A 21,306-nucleotide genomic window follows, 5' to 3' on the forward strand; every position below is an offset into this window, starting at 1 on the left:
GGTTCATGGCCGCCGCTCGGCGGCCAATATCTTGAGGGTCAGAGACCTTGATTGCGTTTCTGGTCGAGCATCACGGCGCCGACGATCAGCGCGCCCTTGAGGACCTGTTGGTAGTAGGATTGGATGCCCATCAGATCGAGGCCGTTGTTCATCACGCCGATGATCAGCGCGCCGATCAGCGTTCCCGTCACCCGGCCGACGCCGCCCGAAAGGCTGGTGCCGCCGATCACGACCGCGGCGATCGCGTCCAGTTCATAGGCGATGCCGGCCTGCGGCAGCGCGGAGCCTGTTCTCGCTGACAGCATCATGCCCGCAAGGCCCGAAAGTCCGCCGGAAATGACGTAGACGAGGAAGCGGATGCGGGTGACGTTGATGCCGGAGGTCTTGGCCGCGTGGGGGTTGCCGCCGACGGCGTAGATGTAGCGGCCGAAACGCGTGCGGGTCAGGATCCACCAGGAAGCGAGAAAGACGATCCCAAGCAGGATGACCGGCATCGGGATGCCGAGGATGTTGCCGGTGCCGATCCAGCGGAATTCCGGCGTCAGTGCCGGTACCGGCTTGCCGCCGCCGTAGATCAGCGTCATGCCGCGGGCGGCAGATAGCATGCCGAGGGTGGCGACGAAGGCCGGAACGGAGAAGCGCGAGACGATGAAGCCGACGATGATGCCGCAGGCGACGCCGACGAGAATGCCGATCGCAAGCGCCACGAAGAAGGGGTAGGGCGCGCCGGCAACGCCCGCCGTTGCCGAGGTCGTCGCGAAGCTGGCGCTGACCATGCCGGCAAGGGCGACCACGGAGCCGACGGAGAGGTCGATACCGCGCGTCAGGATGACGAAGGTCATGCCGATCGCCAGCACGCCGTTGATCGACGTCTGCAGAAGTACGTTGGAAATGTTCCCCGGCGTCAGGAAATACTCGTTGGAGAACGACAGGATAACCGCCAGCAGCAGGAAGGCGAGAAAGATGCCGTATTCCTGTATCAGCGTGCCGCGCTTTTCGGCGCTGAACCAGCTTCTGGATGCGTTGTTTTCGATGTTGGACACGGTTCTCAGGCCCCTTTGATGTCGGACAAGCGCTTTTTGGCGTCGATCTCGCGGGTGGTTCAGGTCGATAGATGCACGAGCGACTGGGCGTCCGTCGCCCGGCGATCGTGGATGCCGGCGGATTTTCCCTGGCGCATGACGAGGATGCGATCTGACATGCCCAGCACCTCGTCGATCTCGGAGGAGATCATGACGACGGTGCCGCCGGCCGCGGTGAAATCACAGATGATGCGGTAGATTTCGCGCTTGGCCCCGACATCGACGCCGCGGGTCGGCTCGTCGAGAAGAAGCAATCTCGGCTGGCGCAGGAACCATTTTCCGAGCACGACCTTCTGCTGGTTGCCGCCCGAAAGACCCGAGACCGGCATGGTGTCGCGCGCGGCCTTAATGCCGAAGCGGGCGATCATCTCGGCACTGGCCGCGGCCTCGTCCCGCCCCTTCATGACGAAGCGCGGGCTCATCTCCGGAAGGCTTGCCAGGCAGATGTTGCCGCGAACGCTGTCGGCCAGATTGAGGCCACTGACTTTCCGGTCTTCGGTGACAAGCGCGATGCCGCTTGCCATCGCGTCGGCCGGTTTGCTGACGGTGATCCGTTCACCTTCGAGCGTGACATCGCCGTGAGACGGGCGGTCGAGGCCGAACAGGCAGTTGAAGATCTCCGTGCGGCCAGAACCCATCAGCCCGTAGATGCCGAAGATCTCGCCCTTGCGCACCGAAAACGAGATGTCCTCGATCTTGCCGGGCAGTGTCAGGCCCGAGACCTCCAGGCCGATCTCGTCGGTCGGGTCGTTGGTCTTGATGTATTCCTCGCCGAGTTCGCGCCCGACGATCATCTTGATCAGGCCGGGGCGATCGATGTCGGAAAGCAGGCCGCTGCCGACATAGCCGCCGTCGCGAAAGACCGTATAGCTGTCGGCGATCTGGAAGATTTCCGAGAGCCGGTGCGAGACGTAGACGACGCCCTTGCCCTCGGTCTTGAGGCGGGCAACCGCAGCGAAGAGATGCTGCGCTTCCTTCTCGCCAATCGCCGATGTCGGCTCGTCCATGAAGATGACCTCGGCTTCGTGGCTGAAAGCCTTGGCGATTTCGACCAGCTGCATCTGCGCGACCGAAAGCGTCATCATCGTCTGGGTGGCGCGGATGCCGAATTCGAGCCGATCCAGCAGTTGCTGCGCGTCCCGGTTCATCTTCTTGAAGTCGATGCCGCCGAAGCGCCCCGAAGGTTCGCGGCCAAGATAGATGTTTTCGGCGACCGTCATGTGCGGAACGGGGCTCAGTTCCTGCTCGATGATGGCAATGCCGGAGGCAAGCGCCTCAGCCGGGTTGCCATAGTGGACTTCCTTGCCGCGCCGCCAGATCGTGCCGCCGTCGCGCTGCTGGATGCCCATCAGGATCGAAAGAAATGTCGATTTCCCGGCGCCGTTGCCGCCGCAAAGCGCGTGAACGGAACCGGCCTGAAGTTCAAGGCGGCCGTCGCGCAAGGCTGCGACGCCCCCGAATGATTTCTTCAGTCCTTCAACCTTCAAAAGCGGTTGCATGGTGTCCTCCCACGCTGCGATGGCGATCTTGCCGTCATCGATTTCGACAAAAATCACATGATGATCGACATCTGTCAATATCGAGATTTTACTTTTGATTTTTTTTATCGGCTTTTGTCAAATTTGTATCCACTCATCTTTCGAATTGACATGAGTCAATGCAGGGTCCCGATCCCACGGGTTTGGTTTAGCGATCCGGTTACGTCGCGGTGACCGTTCATCACGCGCGACCTATTCCCGGTTGTGTTTGGGCGGCCGCTGGCTATTGTCGTGGTGTGCATTTGAAGGTGGGACGCTGAAATGGAAAAAGCCCGGAAGAATTGGCTCGTGCTCGGCCTGATCGTTTTGGCCCTGGCCGGCGGCTACTACGCCTGGCAGAATCTCGATCGCAACGCCCTACCTGCCGGGATTGCCAGCGGCAACGGGCGCATAGAGGCGGTCGAAATCGATATCTCGACCAAAACGCCGGGCAGAATCAAAGAGATCATGGTCGACGAGGGCGATTTCGTCACCGCCGGCCAGGTGCTCGCCCAGATGGATACGGTCCAGCTCGAGGCGCATAAGCGCCAGGCCGAAGCGCAACAGCAGCGCGCCATTGTCGGTGTCGAGGCGGCAAAGAACCTTGTGACCCAGCGCGAGGCGGAAAAGGCGGCAGCCGAAGCCGTGCTGGCGCAACGCCGGGCACAACTGGACGCTGCCGAGCGGCGCCTCGCCCGCTCCGAGCAACTCGTCAAGACGAGCACAGTTTCGCAGCAGGTGCTTGATGATGACCGCGCCACCGCGGAAGGTGCGAGAGCTGCCGCCAGTGCCGCGGAAGCCTCGCTTGCCGCGTCGGATGCGGCGATCAATTCGGCGAAATCCCAGGTTATCGATGCGCAAGCCTCGGTCGAGGCCGCCAAGGCGTCGGTCGAGAGCATCGTTGCCGACATCAACGACAGCACGCTTGTTTCGCCGCGCGACGGTCGCATTCAGTATCGGGTCGTCCAGCCCGGCGAAGTGCTGGCCGCCGGCGGTCGGGTGCTCAACCTCGTCGATCTCGGCGACGTCTACATGACCTTCTTCCTGCCGACGGATCAGGCCGGGCTGTTGTCTATCGGCAGCGAGGTTCGGCTGGTGCTGGACGCAGCACCGCAATACATCATTCCCGCCAAGGTCTCCTATGTCGCCGATGTCGCGCAGTTCACGCCGAAGACGGTCGAGACCGCCGAAGAGCGCCAGAAGCTGACCTTCCGGATCAAGGCGCAGATCCCGAAGGAACTGCTGAAGAAGTATATCCGCATGGTCAAGACGGGGCTTCCGGGGGTCGCCTATGTCAAGGTCGATCCCAAGGCCGAGTGGCCGGCGAGCCAGACCGGCACGCTGGTGCAGTGATGGCGGATCCCGACAGGGCCGGCCTGTCGCCGGCAGAGCCCGTGGTACGCCTCAACGCCGTCATGCTTTCCTACGGCAAGACCCGGGCGCTTGACGACGTGACGCTCGACATCCCCTCCGGCTGCATGGCCGGCCTGATCGGGCCGGACGGGGTTGGAAAGTCGAGCCTGCTCTCGCTTGTCGCCGGCGCCCGCGCCGTCCAGGGCGGTCGCGTCGAGGTGCTCGGCGGAGACATCGCCGATGCCGGCCACCGGCGGCGGACCTGCCCGCGCATCGCCTATATGCCGCAGGGCCTCGGCAAGAACCTTTACCCGACGCTTTCCGTCTTCGAGAACGTCGATTTCTTCGGCCGCCTGTTCGGCCACGATCGCGAGGAGCGCGAACGGCGCATCGCCAGTCTGCTCCAAAGCACCGGCCTTGCGCCTTTCGCCGACCGTCCCGCGGGCAAGCTTTCCGGCGGCATGAAGCAGAAGCTGGGACTGTGCTGTGCGCTCATTCATGACCCTGACCTCCTCATTCTCGACGAGCCGACCACGGGCGTCGACCCGCTGTCGCGCCGGCAGTTCTGGGAGCTGATCGATGAGATCCGCGCCGAGCGGCCTGGCATGAGCGTCATCGTTGCCACCGCCTATATGGAAGAGGCGGCCCGCTTCGACTGGCTGGTGGCGATGGATGCCGGCCGGGTGCTGGCAACGGGCACGCCTGACGAGTTGCTGCAAAAGACCGGCGTCGACACGCTCGATGCCGCCTTCATCGCGTTGCTTCCGGAAGATCTCAGGCGCGAGCACCACGACGTCGTCATTCCGCCGCGTCCGGAAGAGGTGGGCGACGACATCGCCATCGAGGCGAACAACCTCACCATGCGCTTCGGGGATTTCGTCGCCGTCGACAATGTCAGCTTCCGCATCGGCCGCGGCGAGATCTTCGGCTTTCTCGGCTCCAACGGTTGCGGCAAGACGACGACGATGAAAATGCTGACGGGCCTGCTCGCCGCCAGCGAAGGCACGGCCAAGCTCTTCGGGCGCGAAGTCGACCCGCGCGACATGGAAGTGCGTCACCGTGTCGGCTACATGTCGCAGGCCTTCTCGCTTTATACCGAGCTGACGGTCCTGCAGAACCTCGAGCTGCATGCCAAGCTCTTCGGCATGGCAGCTGACACCATTCCAAAGCGGATCGAGGAGCTTGCGGATCGCTTTGATCTCGCCGGCGTGATGGAGGCGCTGCCGGACGCCTTGCCGCTCGGGGTGCGCCAACGGCTGTCGCTGGCCGTCGCCCTGATCCATTCGCCCGACATCCTCATCCTCGACGAGCCGACATCCGGCGTCGACCCCGTCGCGCGCGACAGTTTCTGGCAGATCCTCGTTGACCTCTCGCGCAACGAGCAGGTGACGATCTTCATCTCCACCCACTTCATGAACGAGGCGATGCGCTGCGATCGCATGTCGCTGATGCATGCGGGCAAGGTGCTGGTCAGCGACACGCCGGAGGGCATCATGAAGAGCCGCTCCGCGTCGACGCTGGAGGAAGCCTTCATCGCCTATCTCGAAGAGGCGATCGCCGGCGCGAAGCCGGCGGCGCCTTCCGTGGTCAGGGCGCACGACCCGTCGAAGCCGGCAATCGCGCAGGAGGTCGAACGAAAGGCGTCGGCGACGTCGGCGTTTTTCGACGTCGGACGCATGTTCAGCTACACCCGTCGCGAGGCGCTGGAACTGGTGCGCGATCCCATCCGGGCGACGCTCGCGACCATCGGCACGGTCATCCTAATGTTCGTCATCGGCTATGGCATCAACATGGACGTCGAGGACCTGACCTTCGCGGTGCTCGACCATGACCAGACCACCACCAGCCGCGAATATATTCTCGAAATCGCCGGCTCGCGCTACTTCATCGAGAAGAACCCGATCACCGATTATGCCGACCTCGACCGGCGCATGCGCAACGGTGAACTCAGCCTTGCGATCGAGATTCCGCCGGGTTTTGCCAGGCGGGCGGCCCGTGGCGACACGGTCGAAATTGCCGCCTGGATCGATGGGGCCATGGCGAGCCGCGCCGAAACGGTCAAAGGCTACGTGCAGGGCTTGCACGCCCACTGGCTGACCGGAAAGATCCGCGAACGCTACGGCGATGCGGCAACCGCCGGCACCTTCAAGATCGAGACGCGCTTCCGCTACAATCCCGACGTCAAGAGCATCGTCGCCATGGTGCCCGCCGTCATTCCGCTGTTGCTGATGCTGATCCCGGCCATGCTGTCGGCGCTCAGCGTCGTGCGCGAGAAGGAGCTGGGCTCGATCGTCAACCTCTACGTCTCGCCGGTGACGCGGCTCGAATTCCTGGTCGGCAAGCAACTCCCCTATATCGCCCTGGCGATGCTCAATTTCGCGCTTTTGACCGCCTTTGCGATCTTCGTCTTCCGGGTGCCGTTCACCGGCAGCCTGCTGGCCTGGACGGTCGCCGGGTTGATCTACGTCTCGGCGGCAACGGCGATGGGGCTCGTCATCTCCACCTTCATGTCCAGCCAGATTGCCGCGATTTTCGGTACGGCGATCCTGACGCTCATTCCGGCCATCCAGTATTCCGGCATGATCGATCCGGTCTCGTCGCTGGAGGGCGCGGGCGCCTTCATCGGCCAGATCTACCCGACGACGCATTTCATGACCATCGCTCGCGGCACCTTCTCCAAGGCGCTCGGCTTCGGCGATCTCGCGGGCGCTTTCGTGCCGATGCTGATTGCGGTGCCGGTGCTGCTGGTGATCGGAACCCTGTCCCTCAAGAAGCAGGCGAGGTGACGATGCGCCTGTCCCACATCTACCACCTCGGCATCAAGGAACTCTGGGGCCTCTGGCGCGACCCGATCCTGTTGATCCTGATCGTCTATTCCTTCACGCTGTCGGTCTATACCGGCTCGACGGCGATGCCAGAGACGCTCAACCGCGCCGCCATCGCGATCGTCGATGAGGACCGCTCGCCGGTGTCGACGCGGATATCGACGGCTTTCTATCCGCCCTATTTCGTGCCGCCGCAGATGATCACGCCGGCGGAAATGGACCGGCGGATGGATCAGGGGCTCGATACCTTCGCGCTCGACATTCCGCCGAATTTCCAGACGGATCTGCTCGCCGGGCGTACGCCGACGATCCAGCTGAATGTCGATGCGACCCGGATGAGCCAGGCCTTCTCCGGCAACGGCTATATCCAGCAGATCGTCACCGGCGAGGTCGCGGGCTTCCTCGAGCGCCACCGCAGCGAGCAGAAACTGCCGGTCGATCTAGTCCTGCGCGCGCGGTACAATGCCGAATTGAACAAGGGCTGGTTCGGCGCAGTGATGAACGTCATCACCAACATCACCATCCTGTCGATCGTCCTGACAGGAGCTGCCCTCATCCGCGAACGCGAACATGGCACGGTCGAGCATCTGCTCGTCATGCCCGTCACCCCGTTCGAAATCATGGTCAGCAAGGTCTGGTCGATGGGGCTGGTGGTGCTGCTGGCTTCTGCGGTGTCGCTGATCTTCGTGGTCAAGGGGGTGCTTGCCGTCCCGGTGCAGGGTTCGTTTGCGCTGTTCCTGCTCGCCACCGCCCTGCAACTCTTTGCCACCACGTCGATGGGAATCCTGCTGGCCACGATTGCCGGCTCGATGCCGCAGTTCGGCCTGCTGCTGATGCTCGTTCTTCTGCCGCTCCAGGCGCTCTCCGGTGGCATGACACCGCGCGAAAGCATGCCGGAGATCATCCAGAATATCATGCTGGCGGCACCAAACACCCATTTCGTCATTCTGGCGCAGGCGGTCCTGTTTCGCGATGCCGGTCTGGATGTCGTCTGGCCGCAGCTCCTTGCCTTGCTGGTGATCGGCGCCATTCTCTTTGCCTTCGCCATGCGGCGCTTCCGGGCGTTCCTGAAGTAGCCTTTGCGCCATGGGCCTTGCGAGCTCTGCGCGCGCAGACTTTACCAGTGGAAAATGCGACCGGCGGTTGACGCGCCGCCGGCATCTGATAGTGCATTTCTTGCGAAACAGGTTCCGTCTGACGACGGATGAAAAGGGAACACGGTGAGGATTGCCCGCAAGGGACCGAAACCGCGACTGCCCCCGCAACTGTAACCGCCGAGCGGAATCCCATGAAGCCACTGCGCGAACTCTCGCGTGGGAAGGCGGGAGGAAGCGACGACGCGGAAGTCAGGAGACCTGCCTGTTTCGGTCACCCATGCCTGGACACGAGGGGTGTCGAGGCGCGGCCGTCCGTAGCGGTGACATTGGAGCAATGTTGCCGCGTGCCGCAGACGGCGCCGGGGTGGTCGCTTGTCGTCTTGCCCCTGCCACCCTTTGCCCGCGGTCGATCGCGCGTGGGCCGGATCGTGCCCATCGCGCCGGAGTGGGGACGATATGACGAAGCAATTGACTGGCGCAGCGGCGCTGGTTCTGACACTCGTGGGCGGGGCTCAGGCACAGGATACGGCCGCAAACGAACAACCGACCAAGCTTGAGAAGATCCTGGTTTCCGATGGCCTGACGCCGACCGAACAGCGCAAATCCGGGCGCGCCTTTACCGTGATTACCGGAGATCAGATCGAGAAAAACCAGATCCGCTACGTCGCCGACGCCCTGCGTCTCGTTCCCGGTTTCTCGGTTTCGCGCACCGGTGCCTCCGGCGGCCTGACGCAGGTGCGCGTGCGCGGTGCGGAAGGCAATCAGCTACTGGTGGTGATCGATGGCGTCGAGGCGAACGACGTGTCCCAGGGCGAGTTCGACTTCGGCGGCCTGGTTGCCGACGACATCGAGCGCATCGAAATCCTGCGCGGACCGCAAAGCACCTTCTGGGGCGCCAATGCCATGGCCGGTGTCATCAACATCATCACCAAGAAGGGAAGCCGCGATGGTGCCGTGTCAAACGCCCGCACCGAAGTCGGCAGCGACGGTACCTGGCTTGGCGGCCTGTCGACCCGCGGCGGCGGCGAGGGCTATGATTACGCGCTGTCCGGCGTGTTCCAGAGAACCGGCGGTTTCAATGTCTCCGATACCGGCTCCGAGGATGATGGCGACCGCAACGGCACCGTCAACGGCAAGTTCACCTTCGATCTCTCGCCGGATCTGCAGCTCGATGCGACCTTGCGCGCCGTCAACCGCAAGACCGACCTCGACGCGCAGGATTACATGACGGCGCTGACCTACGACACGCTGGACTATACGCGATCGCGCGAGCTCTCGAGCTCGCTCGGCCTGACCCATTCGGCGCTCGACGGCGATCTCACCCAGAAGGCGCGCGTCTCCGGCCTTGACGTTCACCGCGACAATGTCAGCGGCTTCGGGCGATCCTGGAACGACGGCAACCGCTACAACGGCAGCTATCAGGCGAGCTACGGCTTCGATGGTGGAGACGGTATCCGCCACCAGATCACCGGAGGCTACGAGTGGCAGCGCGAGACGTTCACGCCGTCGCATCTGCAGCAGACCTTCAGCCGCAATGCGCATTCGCTCGTCGGCGAGTATCGCGGCGAGTTCGCGGACCAGTTCTTCGTCAATGCAGGCCTCAGGCGCGATTTCAACGATCGTTTCGAGGACGCAACCACCTGGAGCCTGAGCGCTTCCTGGGAAATACCCGACAGCGAAACCCGACTGCATGCATCCGTCGGCACCGGCGTGACCAATCCGACCTTCTACGAGCAGTTCGGATATATCCCGGGAACCTTCATCGGCAATCCCTACCTGAAACCGGAGGAAAGCCTCGGCTGGGACATCGGTGTCGAGCAGCGCTTCTTCGACGACGGTCTGACCGTCGATGTCACCTACTTTGACCAGAACCTTAAAAACGAGATCGCCACCGTCTACGACGCCAGCTTCCGTTCGACGCCGGTCAATCGCTCCGGCGAAAGCTTGCGCCACGGGGTCGAGGTCTCCGCGACGGTCGACTTCTTCAAGGGACTGACGACGACGGCGACCTACACCTACACCGCTTCGAGCGAGCAGACGCTGGCCGGTGGTCCGCGTCTGCAGGAAGTTCGCCGCCCGCGCCATGCCGCGTCGCTCGATGCCGCGTATGTATTCCACGACGATCGTATCAGGGTCTTCGGCGAAGTCATCCTCAATGGCCGCATGCAGGACGTGGCCTATCGGCCGGGCCCTGAGCGGGTGCCGCTCGGCGCCTATACGCTGGTCAATGTTGGCGGCAGCTTCAAGGTCAACGACACGCTCGAGATCTTCGGCCGCGTCGACAACCTTTTCGATGAGGACTATGAGGAGATCTACGGCTACAACACGCAAGGCGTGACCGCCTTTGCCGGCCTGAAGGCCTCGTTCTGATGACATCCGGTTGGTGCAGGCGATATCTGGTTGCAGGGGTGCTTTGCACAGCCTTGCCCTTTGGCGCCTGGGCAGGCGAAGCGCCGCGCCGCGTCGTCTCCATGAACGTCTGCACCGACCAGATGGCGATGCTGGTGGCCGACAAGGGGCAACTCCATTCGGTATCCTATCTGGCCACCGATGGCTCGACCTCGGCGCTTGCCGCCGAGGCGAACTCCTATGTGGTCAATCACGGGCTTGCCGAAGAAATCTTCCTGATGAAGCCGGATCTGGTGATTGCCGGGACCTATACGACACGCACGACCGTCGATCTGTTGAAGCGGCTCGGCTTTGCCGTGGAAGAGTTCGCGCCGGAGGCGTCGATTGCCGAGGTTCGCGCCAACCTCCAGCGCATGGGAAAGCTTCTCGGTCGTCAACAGCGCGCGGATCAACTGGTGGCGGAAATGGATGCCGAGATCGGGCGGTTGAAGACGATCAAGGTGCACGATGTCGATCTGGCGCTCTATTATGCCAACGGCTTCACCTCGGGCAGCGGCACGCTGGTTGCCGATATCGTCGGCATCGCGGGACTGGAAAATCTCGCCGACAAGCTGGGCATCTCCGGCACCGGGCAATTGCCGCTGGAAGTTTTGGTGCTTGCACGTCCGGACCTGATCGCCATCGATGCCAGCAGCGAACGCGGACCGGCGCTCGCCAAGCAGAATTTTGCCCATCCCGCATTCAGAGCAGTCACGTCGCAGCACCAGGCCGTCCAGCTCGACAGTCGCTACACCATCTGCGGCGGACCGTTCACCCTGGTTGCCGCACGCATCCTGCAGCAGGCCGCTATGAAACTCGATGCCACGCAACTCGACTTGGGGAAAAGATGAAGGAAACCGCCCGATACCGCTTGCTCATCGTCTTGCTTGCCATTCTTGTCACCTCGCTTTTCGTCCTTTCGCTGACGGTCGGCCCTGCAGATGTCAGCCCATGGCAGGGCCTCGCCGGTCTTTTCGCTGGAGACGACAGTCTGATCGGGCTGGTGATGCGGGAAATCCGCCTGCCGCGGGCAATCCTCGGGCTGATGATCGGCGCGACGCTCGGGCTTTCCGGTGCCGCCCTTCAAGGCTATCTGCGCAATCCGCTTGCCGAACCCGGGCTGATCGGGGTCAGCGCCTCGGCGTCGCTCGGTGCTGTGATCGCCATCTACACCGGACTGTCGGCCCTGCTACCGCTTGCGCTGCCGTTGATGGCGCTTGGCGGCGCGCTCTGCGCCGTTCTGGTCGTCCGGCTGATGGCCGGGGCTGATGCCCGGCCGCTCTCCGTCATCCTTGCCGGCGTCGCGGTTTCGACCTTTGCCGGGGCGATGACCTCGCTAGCGCTCAATCTCTCTCCAAACCCGTTCGCGGCGATGGAGATCATGTTCTGGATGCTGGGCTCGCTCACGGATCGCTCAATGACCCATGTCTGGCTGGCCGCGCCCTTCATGGTGCTCGGCTGGCTGATGCTGGCAAGCCTCGGCCGGGCGCTCGATGCCCTGACACTCGGCCACGAGACGGCAGCGAGCATGGGGATTGATATGAAAAGGGTGCAGCGGCTTGCGGTCATCGGCACGGCCGCCTCGGTCGGTGCGGCAACGGCGGTGGCCGGCGCGATCGGTTTCGTTGGTCTGGTCGTTCCGCATCTGCTGCGTCCCCTTGTCGGGGCGCGGCCCTCGCGGTTGCTCTTTGCCAGCGCGCTCGGCGGGGCGGCCTTGCTGCTTGCCGCCGACATTTTCGTGCGCGTCGTTGCACCCGGACGCGATCTCAAGCTCGGCGTGCTGACCGCTGTCGTGGGTGCGCCGTTTTTTCTGGTTCTGGTGATGCGCGCGCGGAGGCAGATGGCATGAGCCGGCTTGCCGTTTCCAATCTCTCCGCCTCGCTTGGCGGCAATACGGTGCTGAAGGGCATCGCTCTTAGCGTCGGGCCGGGCGAATTCGTTGGTCTTATCGGGCCAAACGGTGCCGGCAAATCGACGCTTCTGCGCGCCTGCCTGGGGCTGATCCCGTCGAGCGGCGAAATTCAGCTTGCTGGGCAGGATCTGCGGCGGATGACTGCAGCCGACCTTGCCCGTCACGTCGCCTATGTCGCGCAGGACAGGGATATCGCCTGGCCGATCACGGTGGAAGCTCTGGTCGACCTCGGAAGACAGCCGCACCGGGGCGCCTTTGCGCGATCGGCGCTCGCCGACCAGGAAGCCGTTGAAGCAGCGCTCCAGCGCATGGATATCGGCAAGTTGCGATCGCGCCGGGCAACCGATCTTTCCGGCGGCGAAAAAGCGCGCGCGCTGATTGCAAGAGCCTTGGCACAGCAGGCCGACCTGCTTCTGGCCGACGAGCCGGTCGCGGGCCTCGATCCGGCGCACCAGATCGCGCTGATGCAGGTGTTCCGCGATCTGACGCGGCAGGGCACTTCGGTCGTAGCCTCGATGCACGATCTCGGTCTGGCGGCGCGCTGGTGCGATCGGCTCGTGCTTCTCGAAGGCGGCCGCATCGTCGCCGACGGCCCGCCTGCCGCGGTGCTGACCGCAGACCTCTTGCGGCGCGTCTACGGCATCGAAGCCTATGTCACCGAGGCCGCGGGGGGACTGATCGTGCAGCCGACGCGCCTTGCGCAAGCCGGCATCGAACAACAGATTGCAGGGGATAATATCCATGGCTGAACTCGCCGACATGCTCAGCACGCATCTGAAAGACCCGGAGGCCGGGTGGAGCATGGGGACCTTCGGCGCCATTGCCGAGTTCCACCAGGATCCCGGTGAAGCGCTCGTTGTCGACGCGCCGGAGATGTTTTGCAGGGCCACGGAGAGAGGTGGCGTGCGGATCGATCCGGCCTGCGTCGCCGATCTCGTGCCGGTCGCCTACGAAGCGCTGAGCCCGAGAGCGCACCGCTGGAGCCACGCGGTCGCTCTGTGCCTGCCGGAAGGCGATGCGCGGCGCGAGGCGCGTGCGCTCCTGACCGAACTCGGCCCTGACGAAGGGGCCATTCGCCCCGGCGATCGCCACGGCATCCTCTTTGACATGGGGCTTTCGCTGCCGCAATGCGACTTCTGCATTCGCACCGAAGACATCGCGCTGCTTGAGGTCATGAGGCGGTGTGTCGGACGCTCGCTGTTCGAAGCCGACAATCCGGCAATGCAGGCTATCTTGAAGGCCCATCCCCATCGCGTTGCCGTCACAGCCATCGGCCGTGTCGAGGTCTATCAGAAGATCGGCGGGCCGGACACCGGCGGCATATCTCCGCCCGGTCCGCACACGCACGTGTTGCCGCAACTCTTGCGCAGCGGCCGCACGCATTCCGCCAATACTCCGATCCCGCCGGGCCTGCTGCCGCTCGGCAGCCTGCATCCCGGCAATCCGGTCGTCGGGCCGATGGGCGAGGAGAGGGGTTTCGATCCGCACCTGCACGAACGGTTCCGGGGGCTTCTGGAGTGTTACGGCAATGCGTCGACGGTCGCCGTAAAGGCCGATCTCATTGCGGCGCTGGCCCGCAATGACCATCCGCAGAACTTTGCCTGCCCGAACGACCGGTCGGCCCGCGCGGCCATGCGCGTTGGCCTCAGGCAGCAGGAGCACCTCGCCCGTCAGGGCGGTGATGATAGGCGCCTCGCAACGGTCCTCGCCTGGCGCGCGGTGTACGATCGCGCCGTCGACGCTGCGGACATCGACGACGAAGCGCCTGGCCACTAAGGGCGAGGCACTGCGGCTGCTGCGGCAAGTCTGAAACGTCTCCGGGCCGCCTTGCAAGGCGCGAGAGGGGAGGAAATGGCTTTCTGCTGCCTTGCCTGACGCGCGTTTTCACGCCAGACACGTGATCCGAACAGTGATCGAATTGACGAAGGGCAGGCGACGATGGCCGAACGCAAACACGGAGAAACAGCCCCCGCCACGGACGTGACCATCGCCGGTGCCGACTGGTACGGGCTCGATATTTCCGACCGCAACCACAGCCGCACGCTGTTTTCGGATCTGGATATGACCGAGGCCACCAGCGCTGGTGCCGTCTTCAAGGAATGCACCTTCCGTCGCGCCAAGTTCAATTGCTCGCGCCACGAGGGCAGCGCCTTCATCAACTGTACCTTCGTCGGGTGCAATTTCTACGACGTCGACTTCAACGACTGCAAGTTCGTCGGCAGCATGTTCGACAGCTGCAAGTTCGATGCGACAAGGGTGAAGGGCGGCAACTGGTCGTTCGTCGGATTGCCGGGTGCGGACCTTCGCAGCGCCGTTTTCACCGACGCGGTCCTGCGCGAGGCCGACCTGACCGGCGCCCGCTGCGAGAGCGGCACGATGACCGGCCTCGACCTGTCGGGCGCCTGGCTTCACAGCGCCAATTTCAGTGGATGTGACCTGCGTGGCAGCGATTTAACGTCGATCGAACCGGAAACGGTGACGCTGAAGCGTGCCGTCATCACCATCGAGCAGTCGGTGATGATCTGCGAGGCCATGGGCCTGGTGGTCCGGGCTTCCTAAATCGTCGAGCGGCAGGTCGCAAGAACCTGCTCAGTTTCGCGGTTCTCCGCTCGGCGCGTAGACCGTCTTCTGCTTGAACGCGAAGATATTGCCGCAACGGCACCGTATCATGTGTTTCGCGGGATCGCTCGACGGGCGCTCCGTCGAAAAGCCCGCTGGCATCTGGTCGATGAGAAAACCACGGGTCCTGCTTTTCGGATCGTCGTTCTCCGAGGCTTCTGCAAAGCCGGACGCACCGCATTTGGCACATTCCAGTTTTCTCGAATAACGATCTCTCGACACGATTGTCCCAATCCAAAATCAATGAGGACCCGCACTACAGGAGGCGAGGGGCTCGTTCAAGACCGTCCATCGAAAACGGTGCTGGATCGCGGCGCTCTGGAGGTCGCCTTTTGCCGGTCAGGCGTTGTCCTACCGGGAACAACGTCGCGGCCGGAAATGCGACGGCCGATGGGTGGTTGCCATTGGCGCCATGCATCCGGCCGAGAAGGCTACTACTTCTGGATTAGTAGTCCCCCTCTCACGTATCTGCGAACTTTCGCATATAATCCGCTCGGCGCTAAGAGGGGTCTCTCAGCTTCATTGAAAACAGGGTGCGGGTCGGAAGGCCTGACGCGGTTCTTTGTGTTCGAATGCAACTTAAAGTTAAGATCGCATCTGTTGCCCTCGAGCCGTGGAGACGGTGCGAGCATATTTTGCAGGCATGGAACGACCGGAGGGAAGGCGACCGCGATTGATCGCGGCGGCAAATCTGATGGAGAACACTGTGCAGACAGACGACATCGGTAACGGCACATCGCAGCTTGTCAGACCAACGGGCGCATCTGCCGATGATGCGGGGCGCCGCGTCACCCTCGCGTGTGGGGATGGTTCGATGCGGGGGCTGGCATGAGCGACCTCGACACGGAATCGAAGACGGCCTGGATTTCCCAGGGCTTCGAGCGGCTGGTCGATCGCGTCCGCAAGGCTCCTGCCGCTGTGCATTTCGATGTCCTGATCATTGGCAGCGGTTACGGCGGCGCCATTGCCGCTTCGACTTTCGCCGGGCGCACGCATGAGGGCAGGCCGATTTCGGTCGGCGTGCTGGAGCGCGGGCGCGAATACCTGCCGGGCTCCTTTCCGACAGGCCTTGGCGAATTGCCGCGCCATATTCGTGGCGACAACAACAAGGAGGGCCTGATCGATATCAGGATCGGTGCTGAGGTCGTTGCGGTCGTCGCCAACGGGATCGGCGGAGGATCGCTGATCAATGCCGGTGTCATGGAAACGCCGCTGCCAAGCGTCTTCCACAAGCGGTGGCCCACGGCCCTCAAGGATCTCTCGGCCTGGAAATCCTATTTCGATCGTGCCCGCGATCTGCTCGGTAGCACCGTCATGGGCGCTCCAAACACTATTGCCGACCATGTCGATGGCGTGCCGCAAAAGTTTCGGTCGGTGCGCGCCATCGCGCCGGACGGCAATTTCAGACCGGCTTCGATCACGGTCGCGATGAGTGACACCACCAGTTCCGGCAATGTGCGCCTGAACAAGTGTCTGCGCTGTGGTGATTGCGCGACCGGCTGCAATAGTGGCGCAAAGAACTCGCTCGACGTCAATCTGCTGGTGAGCGCGAACCAATACGGTGCAGAAATCTTCAGCGGCGCAACGGTCCTCAGCCTGGCCAGGGATGGAGATGTCGGCTGGCTCGTCAGGAGCGTGCACACCAATACGAAGCTCCGCAAGCGCGACACCGACCCGGTGGCGATCAGGGCCCGCAAGGTCGTGCTCGCCGCCGGTGCGCTCGGATCGAGCGAAATCCTCATGCGCTCTCGCGGCGCAGGCTTGCAACTGGCGGACAGGAACCTCGGCACAGGATGCTCGACCAATGGCGACATGCTGGTTGCTGACTACGCGACCGCAGCCGATGTCAACACCGTCGCCGACGAAACGATCAAGCCATCGACCCGGGCCATCGGGCCGATGATCACCGGGGTAATCGACCTTCGTGCCTCAAAGGGTGTGATGATCGAGGAAATGTCGGTGCCGGCGGCTCTGCGCATTGCCTTCGCCGAGGTTTTCACCACCCTCAATACGCTGCACGGCCTCGCCAGGCATGATAGTACGCGGCATCGCCAGGGGTTTCCGGATGACGATATCTACGCAGCGCCGGCCGCACGCATCGGCCGCTCGGCACTTTACGCCGTCATGGCCGATGATGGAGCTGAGGGCCGGATCGAACTCGATGGCGACCCAAATGCGGTCGATCGGGATGGCATTGCGCGGATCCGCTGGGACAAGCTGCAAACTCTGCCCGTTTTCGACAGGCAAGTCGAGGCACTCGCGGCGCTGACGAAAGGCACCGGTGGCCGGCTTATTCCCAATCCGGTCTGGAAGCTGTTGCCGGCCGACCTGACCTGGTTGCTGAAAGATCAGCGCGGGCCGCTGGCGACCTTCCATCCGCTTGGCGGCTGCGCGATGGCCGATACGGGCGCGGACGGTGTGGTCGATCACCTTGGCCGCGTCTTCACATCGGTGGATTCCGACGCGGTGCATGACGATCTCGTCGTGCTCGACGGGTCGATCGTTCCGACCGCACTTGCGACAAACCCAGCCCTGACGATTGCTGCGATTGCGCTGCGCGCCGCGGAAGCGCTGGCCGAGGAATGGAACTATGTTGCAGCCGAAGTTCGGCCCATCGGTTCCCCGCTGGTTCGGCCGGTCTTTCGCAACACCGACGTCGCCGCGCGGGCGCAGTCAAGCGAGGTCGAAATCACCGAAAGGCTTGTCGGCCCCATCAGCTTGACGCCGGTGGATGGGATCGAGGAAACCCGGATCGTCGAGCTGACCATGCGCTTCACGCCCATCTCGCTTTTGCAGTTGACGCCGAGCAATGGCAGCCACCCGATCCTTCGTGTCGCAACCGAAGTGCCGGATGGTGCCATCCGAAGCCAGATCCGGATTTTCCCTCGGGACGTCTGGGAAACGCTGGAGACGACCTGGCTGCCCCTGCATGTGAAGGAGCGAAGGCTCGATGCCGCCGCCGAATTCAGCGCGCCGATCTCCGGCAGTCTGCGGCTCTTCGAGCGCCAGCAGAGCTCGATGCCTGGGCGCGTGTGGCGCGCGGGCAAGGCCTGGGTGCTGAACCGGGGGCTTCGGGACGGCTATCAGGCACTCGCCGATGGAGACGATGGCCCCGGCCTCTGGTCGCGGCTCAAATCGGCTTTTGCGATTGCCAGCCGCTCCGGCGAGATCAGGACGCTCGGCTATGATCTGACCATTGGGCCGCACGACGTCGGCGGCAAGATCGCGCTCGCCGGCAACCGTATCGTCGGCGTCAAGACCTTCACCTATGAGCGGCGCTGCAATCCCTGGCGCCAGCTTATGGAGATGACGCTCGACACGTTTCCGGGCTTGAGCCCCGGCAGCGGCGAGCGCGTGCTGAAACTCGACGCCGGTTATCTCGCGCGGATCGGCGTGCCGTTGTTCCGGGTCGTCGATCAACGCGACGGCGTCAACACCATCGGTGAACTGCTGACAGTCTTCGGCTTCATCGCGCGGCTTCTGCTCGGTCTGCATCTCTGGAGCTTTCGTGCTCCCGACCAGGACAAGCGACCGCGACCGGCGACCGTCAACCGCCTGCCGCCGACGACGCTGAAGCTCCCGGGCGGCGCGTCGATCACTGCCGAGCTGCATCGCATCGCGCTTGCGCCGGAACGGCCGGATGGGGGAGGCAGCGATGTGGCCGGCGAGGTGCGGCTGACGCGCTACCGCTATCCCAACAGCAAGAAGCGCCCGCTCATTATGTTGCACGGCCATAGCGCCAGCGGCACCACCTTTGCGCATCACGCGGTCAACCCCAATTTCGCCAGCCATTTCTGGTGCACGGGTCGTGACATTTGGATCGCCGATCTCAGAACCAGCGCGGGCCAACCGACGGCGACAGAGGCGTGGAGCTTCGACCAGATCGGCAATGTCGACGTACCGGCGGCACTGAAGGCCGTGGCGGCGACGTCGCCGGACGGGACGGTCGACGTGATCGCCCATTGCATGGGAGCCGTCGTCTTCAGCATCGCCGTGCTGAACGGCCATGCGACCGGGCTCGTCCATCGCGCCGCCTTCACGCAGGTCGGGCCGCTCGTCGTTTTTGCGCCGGCCAACATCTTTCGCGCCTATCTCACGCGCTACCTCATCGATTTCCTGCCGGGCAGCTACAGTTTCAACCCGAAGGAACCGACGCTTGCGGACGATCTTCTCGATCGTCTTCTGTCGTCGCTGCCCTATCCGGTCGAGGAGTTCGACGTCGAGAACCCGCTATGGCCAACGAAGCGCACGCCCTGGACGCGCACTCGGCATCGCATGGACACGCTCTACGGACGCCATTTCGATGTGCGCAACATGGAGCCCGAAGTGCTGCGCTACATCGACGAGCATTTCGGTCCGTCGAGCCTGTCGACGGTGTCGTCCCACCTGCATTTCGTGCGTTCCTCGACGATGACGGATTTTGAAGGGCGCAACGGTCTGGTCTCGCGCCAGAACCTGGCAAAGCGCTGGTCGTTCCCGACCTTCAGCGTGCATGGGGGAGAAAACGGACAGTCCCATGTCTCGACCGTTGATCGCATCCGGCAGATTTTTGGCGCCGCCGGCCGGGTCTATATGCCTCCCTTCGTCATTCCGGGCGCGGGCCATCAGGACGCGCTGGTCGGAACCACTCGGCACGCGGCCTTGGCGCAGATACAGCAGTTTTTCGACGCCGACATACCGGCGGGCGTCGTCAAGGCCGACAGTGAAAAAGTGGTCTATCCGCCCTGGATCGGTCCGATCATTACCGAAGAGCGCCCGAAGACCCCGGCGCTGGTCATCCGCCTCGGTTCGGCGCCCTCGCATCGGGCGACCGAAGCCGCATTGCTCCTGCGCATCCGGATGGTCGATGATCGTATCTGTCGGCCGGATGATCCGACACAGCCCTGGGACACAGCCTATCTCCTGGAGCATCTCGTTGCCTATACCTCGAAGGCACTTGAGGACGATGGGTGGGATGCGTTCGAAGTTCCATTGCTCGCCCGCATGCCCGGCCACGGAATTGCCGATCGCAGCGATGCCCTTCTGGTTCTGCTGGCCTATGACGAGGATGCGGCGGTGGCCGCACCGGACCTCGATCGTGAAGAGCCGCCGTCGCCGCTTGAACGCGTCGTGCCCGGTCCTGCCGCCCTGGCGCCGGCCTATGGTTACTTCGTTGCCGATATCGGGCAAAGGCGGATGCGGCGGCTCGATCCGACGGGAGCGGCCGGCAATGCCGCTTGCGGGCAGGCTGTCGCGTTCGCCTACAGCCGTTTTGAGAAGATGGCCGCGGCCGTGGAGCGCGCGATGGCCTTTCCATCGCCGAGGGCAGGGCGCCAGGGCTTCATGCAGTCGGCGCATCCACCTGTTGCCGAGCAGGATTTCGACCTGAGGGACGGCATCGTCCCCTATGATCCACCGGCACTTCCGCCCCTGGAACCGGCGCCGAACGGAACCAGTTTCTCGCTCTCTTCCTGCCAGTATCCGGCTGGGTTTCTCGACGCGGCCGTCGCCTACCGCGGCTATGGGCGCATTGCTGAACGGCTGGAGGCCCGTGCTGGGATCAAGCCGCGCTTCGCGCTTTTCGTCGGTGGCCAGGTCTATGTCGATCCGACGGCGGGGCTCTATGACCCTACCCGACGGGATGATCGTTACCGCCTGCCCTATGAGGCCTGGCTGAGCCAGAGCAGCGTGCGCAACGTTTTGCGACAGATCCCGTCCTTCATGCTGCCCGACGACCAGGAGATCGGCGACAGTTGGGAGCCGATCTCCGATCCGGATGACGATGACAATGCCGGCAAGGCGATGCGCGGCATCGACGCCTACCGGAAATATCAACGCGGCAAACATGCCAAGCTCGATATGTTCGATTTCGACGGGTTCCATTTCTTCATGCTCGACACGCGCACACAGCGAACCCACCGAAAAGCGGGTGATGGCCTGAAGGCGGCCGCGATGTTCGCGCCGGCGATGATGGGCAGCTTGAAGCAATGGCTGTTGCTGGCCCCCGGACCGAAGTTCGTCGTGTCTCCTTCGATGTTGCTGCCGCGGCATCGGCGCGCCACCCAGCGCGATCAAAGCCTTTCCTGGACGAACTTGTCCGCGTTGCATTCCGATGGATGGGACGGCTATCCCAACACGCTTGGCGAGGTGCTTGGCTATATCGCCGAGAACCGGATCGAGCATGTGGTGTTTCTCTCGGGAGGCGAACACCGTGCTTGTGTCGCGACGGCCGACCTCTTCGACGCGGATGGTTCCGTCACCCGAATTCATTCGATCCATACGGCGGCGATGTTTGCGCCCTATCCCTTCGCCAACGGCATCGACGAGGAAATCGTCGAAAGCGAAACGATCGAATTCCGGTCTGGCGCGAGGATCTACCGCTGCGCGGTCAACGCAACGCGGCCGGCTCCTCGGGACGGGGCGACATTCCTGCGTGTTCGCCGGGCTGAAACCGGGTGGGAACTCGATTGCGAGTTCGGCGATGGCGCGGTGCAGACGCTGGCGATCTGACGGATCTGACCGCGGCTTGCCCGG

General features: G+C 63.5%; 13 protein-coding genes and 1 riboswitch. Of the genes, 10 read left to right on the top strand and 3 right to left on the bottom strand.

Going from position 1 to position 21,306, the window contains the following annotated elements:
• Positions 1–38: 38 nt before the first annotated feature.
• Positions 39–1,043, bottom strand: a complete 1,005-nt coding sequence (locus tag AC07UR_RS06840) for an ABC transporter permease (RefSeq protein ID WP_209789412.1) — start codon at positions 1,041–1,043, stop codon at positions 39–41.
• A gap of 59 nt (positions 1,044–1,102) precedes the next feature.
• Positions 1,103–2,581, bottom strand: coding sequence for a sugar ABC transporter ATP-binding protein (locus AC07UR_RS06845; protein WP_209789413.1), 1,479 nt, complete (start codon positions 2,579–2,581; stop codon positions 1,103–1,105).
• Positions 2,582–2,881: 300 nt separating this feature from the next.
• Here AC07UR_RS06845 and AC07UR_RS06850 point away from each other — a divergent pair, with 300 nt between their 5' ends.
• The 9 genes from AC07UR_RS06850 to AC07UR_RS06890 all read left to right on the top strand — a co-directional run bounded on the left by AC07UR_RS06850 (position 2,882) and on the right by AC07UR_RS06890 (position 14,733).
• Entirely contained in the window at positions 2,882–3,952 is a 1,071-nt protein-coding gene (locus AC07UR_RS06850) for an HlyD family secretion protein (RefSeq protein ID WP_209789414.1), read from the top strand.
• Positions 3,952–6,738 (top strand): ribosome-associated ATPase/putative transporter RbbA, encoded by a 2,787-nt coding sequence (rbbA, locus tag AC07UR_RS06855; protein ID WP_209789415.1) that lies wholly within the window; start codon positions 3,952–3,954, stop codon positions 6,736–6,738. The genes AC07UR_RS06850 and rbbA overlap by 1 nt, the downstream gene beginning before the upstream one ends.
• Before the next feature lie 2 nt (positions 6,739–6,740).
• Positions 6,741–7,853, top strand: a complete 1,113-nt coding sequence (locus AC07UR_RS06860) for an ABC transporter permease (protein WP_209789416.1) — start codon at positions 6,741–6,743, stop codon at positions 7,851–7,853.
• A 92-nt stretch (positions 7,854–7,945) separates the two neighbouring features.
• Positions 7,946–8,154, top strand: a riboswitch (cobalamin riboswitch).
• A gap of 176 nt (positions 8,155–8,330) precedes the next feature.
• A complete protein-coding gene (locus AC07UR_RS06865) occupies positions 8,331–10,244 on the top strand; it encodes a TonB-dependent receptor plug domain-containing protein (protein ID WP_494700018.1) in 1,914 nt (637 codons plus the stop codon).
• A gap of 38 nt (positions 10,245–10,282) precedes the next feature.
• Positions 10,283–11,113 carry an ABC transporter substrate-binding protein gene (locus AC07UR_RS06870; protein WP_327795826.1) on the top strand — a complete coding sequence of 277 codons (831 nt, stop codon included), beginning with the start codon at positions 10,283–10,285 and terminating at the stop codon, positions 11,111–11,113.
• On the top strand, positions 11,110–12,111 hold the full coding sequence (locus AC07UR_RS06875) for a FecCD family ABC transporter permease (protein WP_209789418.1): 1,002 nt from the start codon (positions 11,110–11,112) through the stop codon (positions 12,109–12,111). Before AC07UR_RS06870 ends, AC07UR_RS06875 begins: the two co-directional genes overlap by 4 nt.
• Positions 12,108–12,923, top strand: coding sequence for an ABC transporter ATP-binding protein (locus tag AC07UR_RS06880; RefSeq protein ID WP_209789419.1), 816 nt, complete (start codon positions 12,108–12,110; stop codon positions 12,921–12,923). The genes AC07UR_RS06875 and AC07UR_RS06880 overlap by 4 nt, the downstream gene beginning before the upstream one ends.
• Positions 12,916–13,950, top strand: coding sequence for a DUF6925 family protein (locus tag AC07UR_RS06885; protein ID WP_209789420.1), 1,035 nt, complete (start codon positions 12,916–12,918; stop codon positions 13,948–13,950). Before AC07UR_RS06880 ends, AC07UR_RS06885 begins: the two co-directional genes overlap by 8 nt.
• A 162-nt stretch (positions 13,951–14,112) precedes the next feature.
• Complete coding sequence (locus AC07UR_RS06890) at positions 14,113–14,733, top strand: pentapeptide repeat-containing protein (RefSeq protein ID WP_173421573.1); 621 nt, start codon at positions 14,113–14,115, stop codon at positions 14,731–14,733.
• 30 nt (positions 14,734–14,763) lie between these two features.
• Here AC07UR_RS06890 and AC07UR_RS06895 read toward each other — a convergent pair whose 3' ends face one another.
• Entirely contained in the window at positions 14,764–15,018 is a 255-nt protein-coding gene (locus AC07UR_RS06895; protein WP_327795830.1) for a hypothetical protein, read from the bottom strand.
• A 603-nt stretch (positions 15,019–15,621) separates the two neighbouring features.
• Here AC07UR_RS06895 and AC07UR_RS06900 point away from each other — a divergent pair.
• Complete coding sequence (locus AC07UR_RS06900) at positions 15,622–21,282, top strand: alkaline phosphatase D family protein (RefSeq protein ID WP_209789421.1); 5,661 nt, start codon at positions 15,622–15,624, stop codon at positions 21,280–21,282.
• Positions 21,283–21,306: the final 24 nt, after the last annotated feature.

Source organism: Ensifer sp. GW821-FHT05G01, assembly GCF_059419585.1.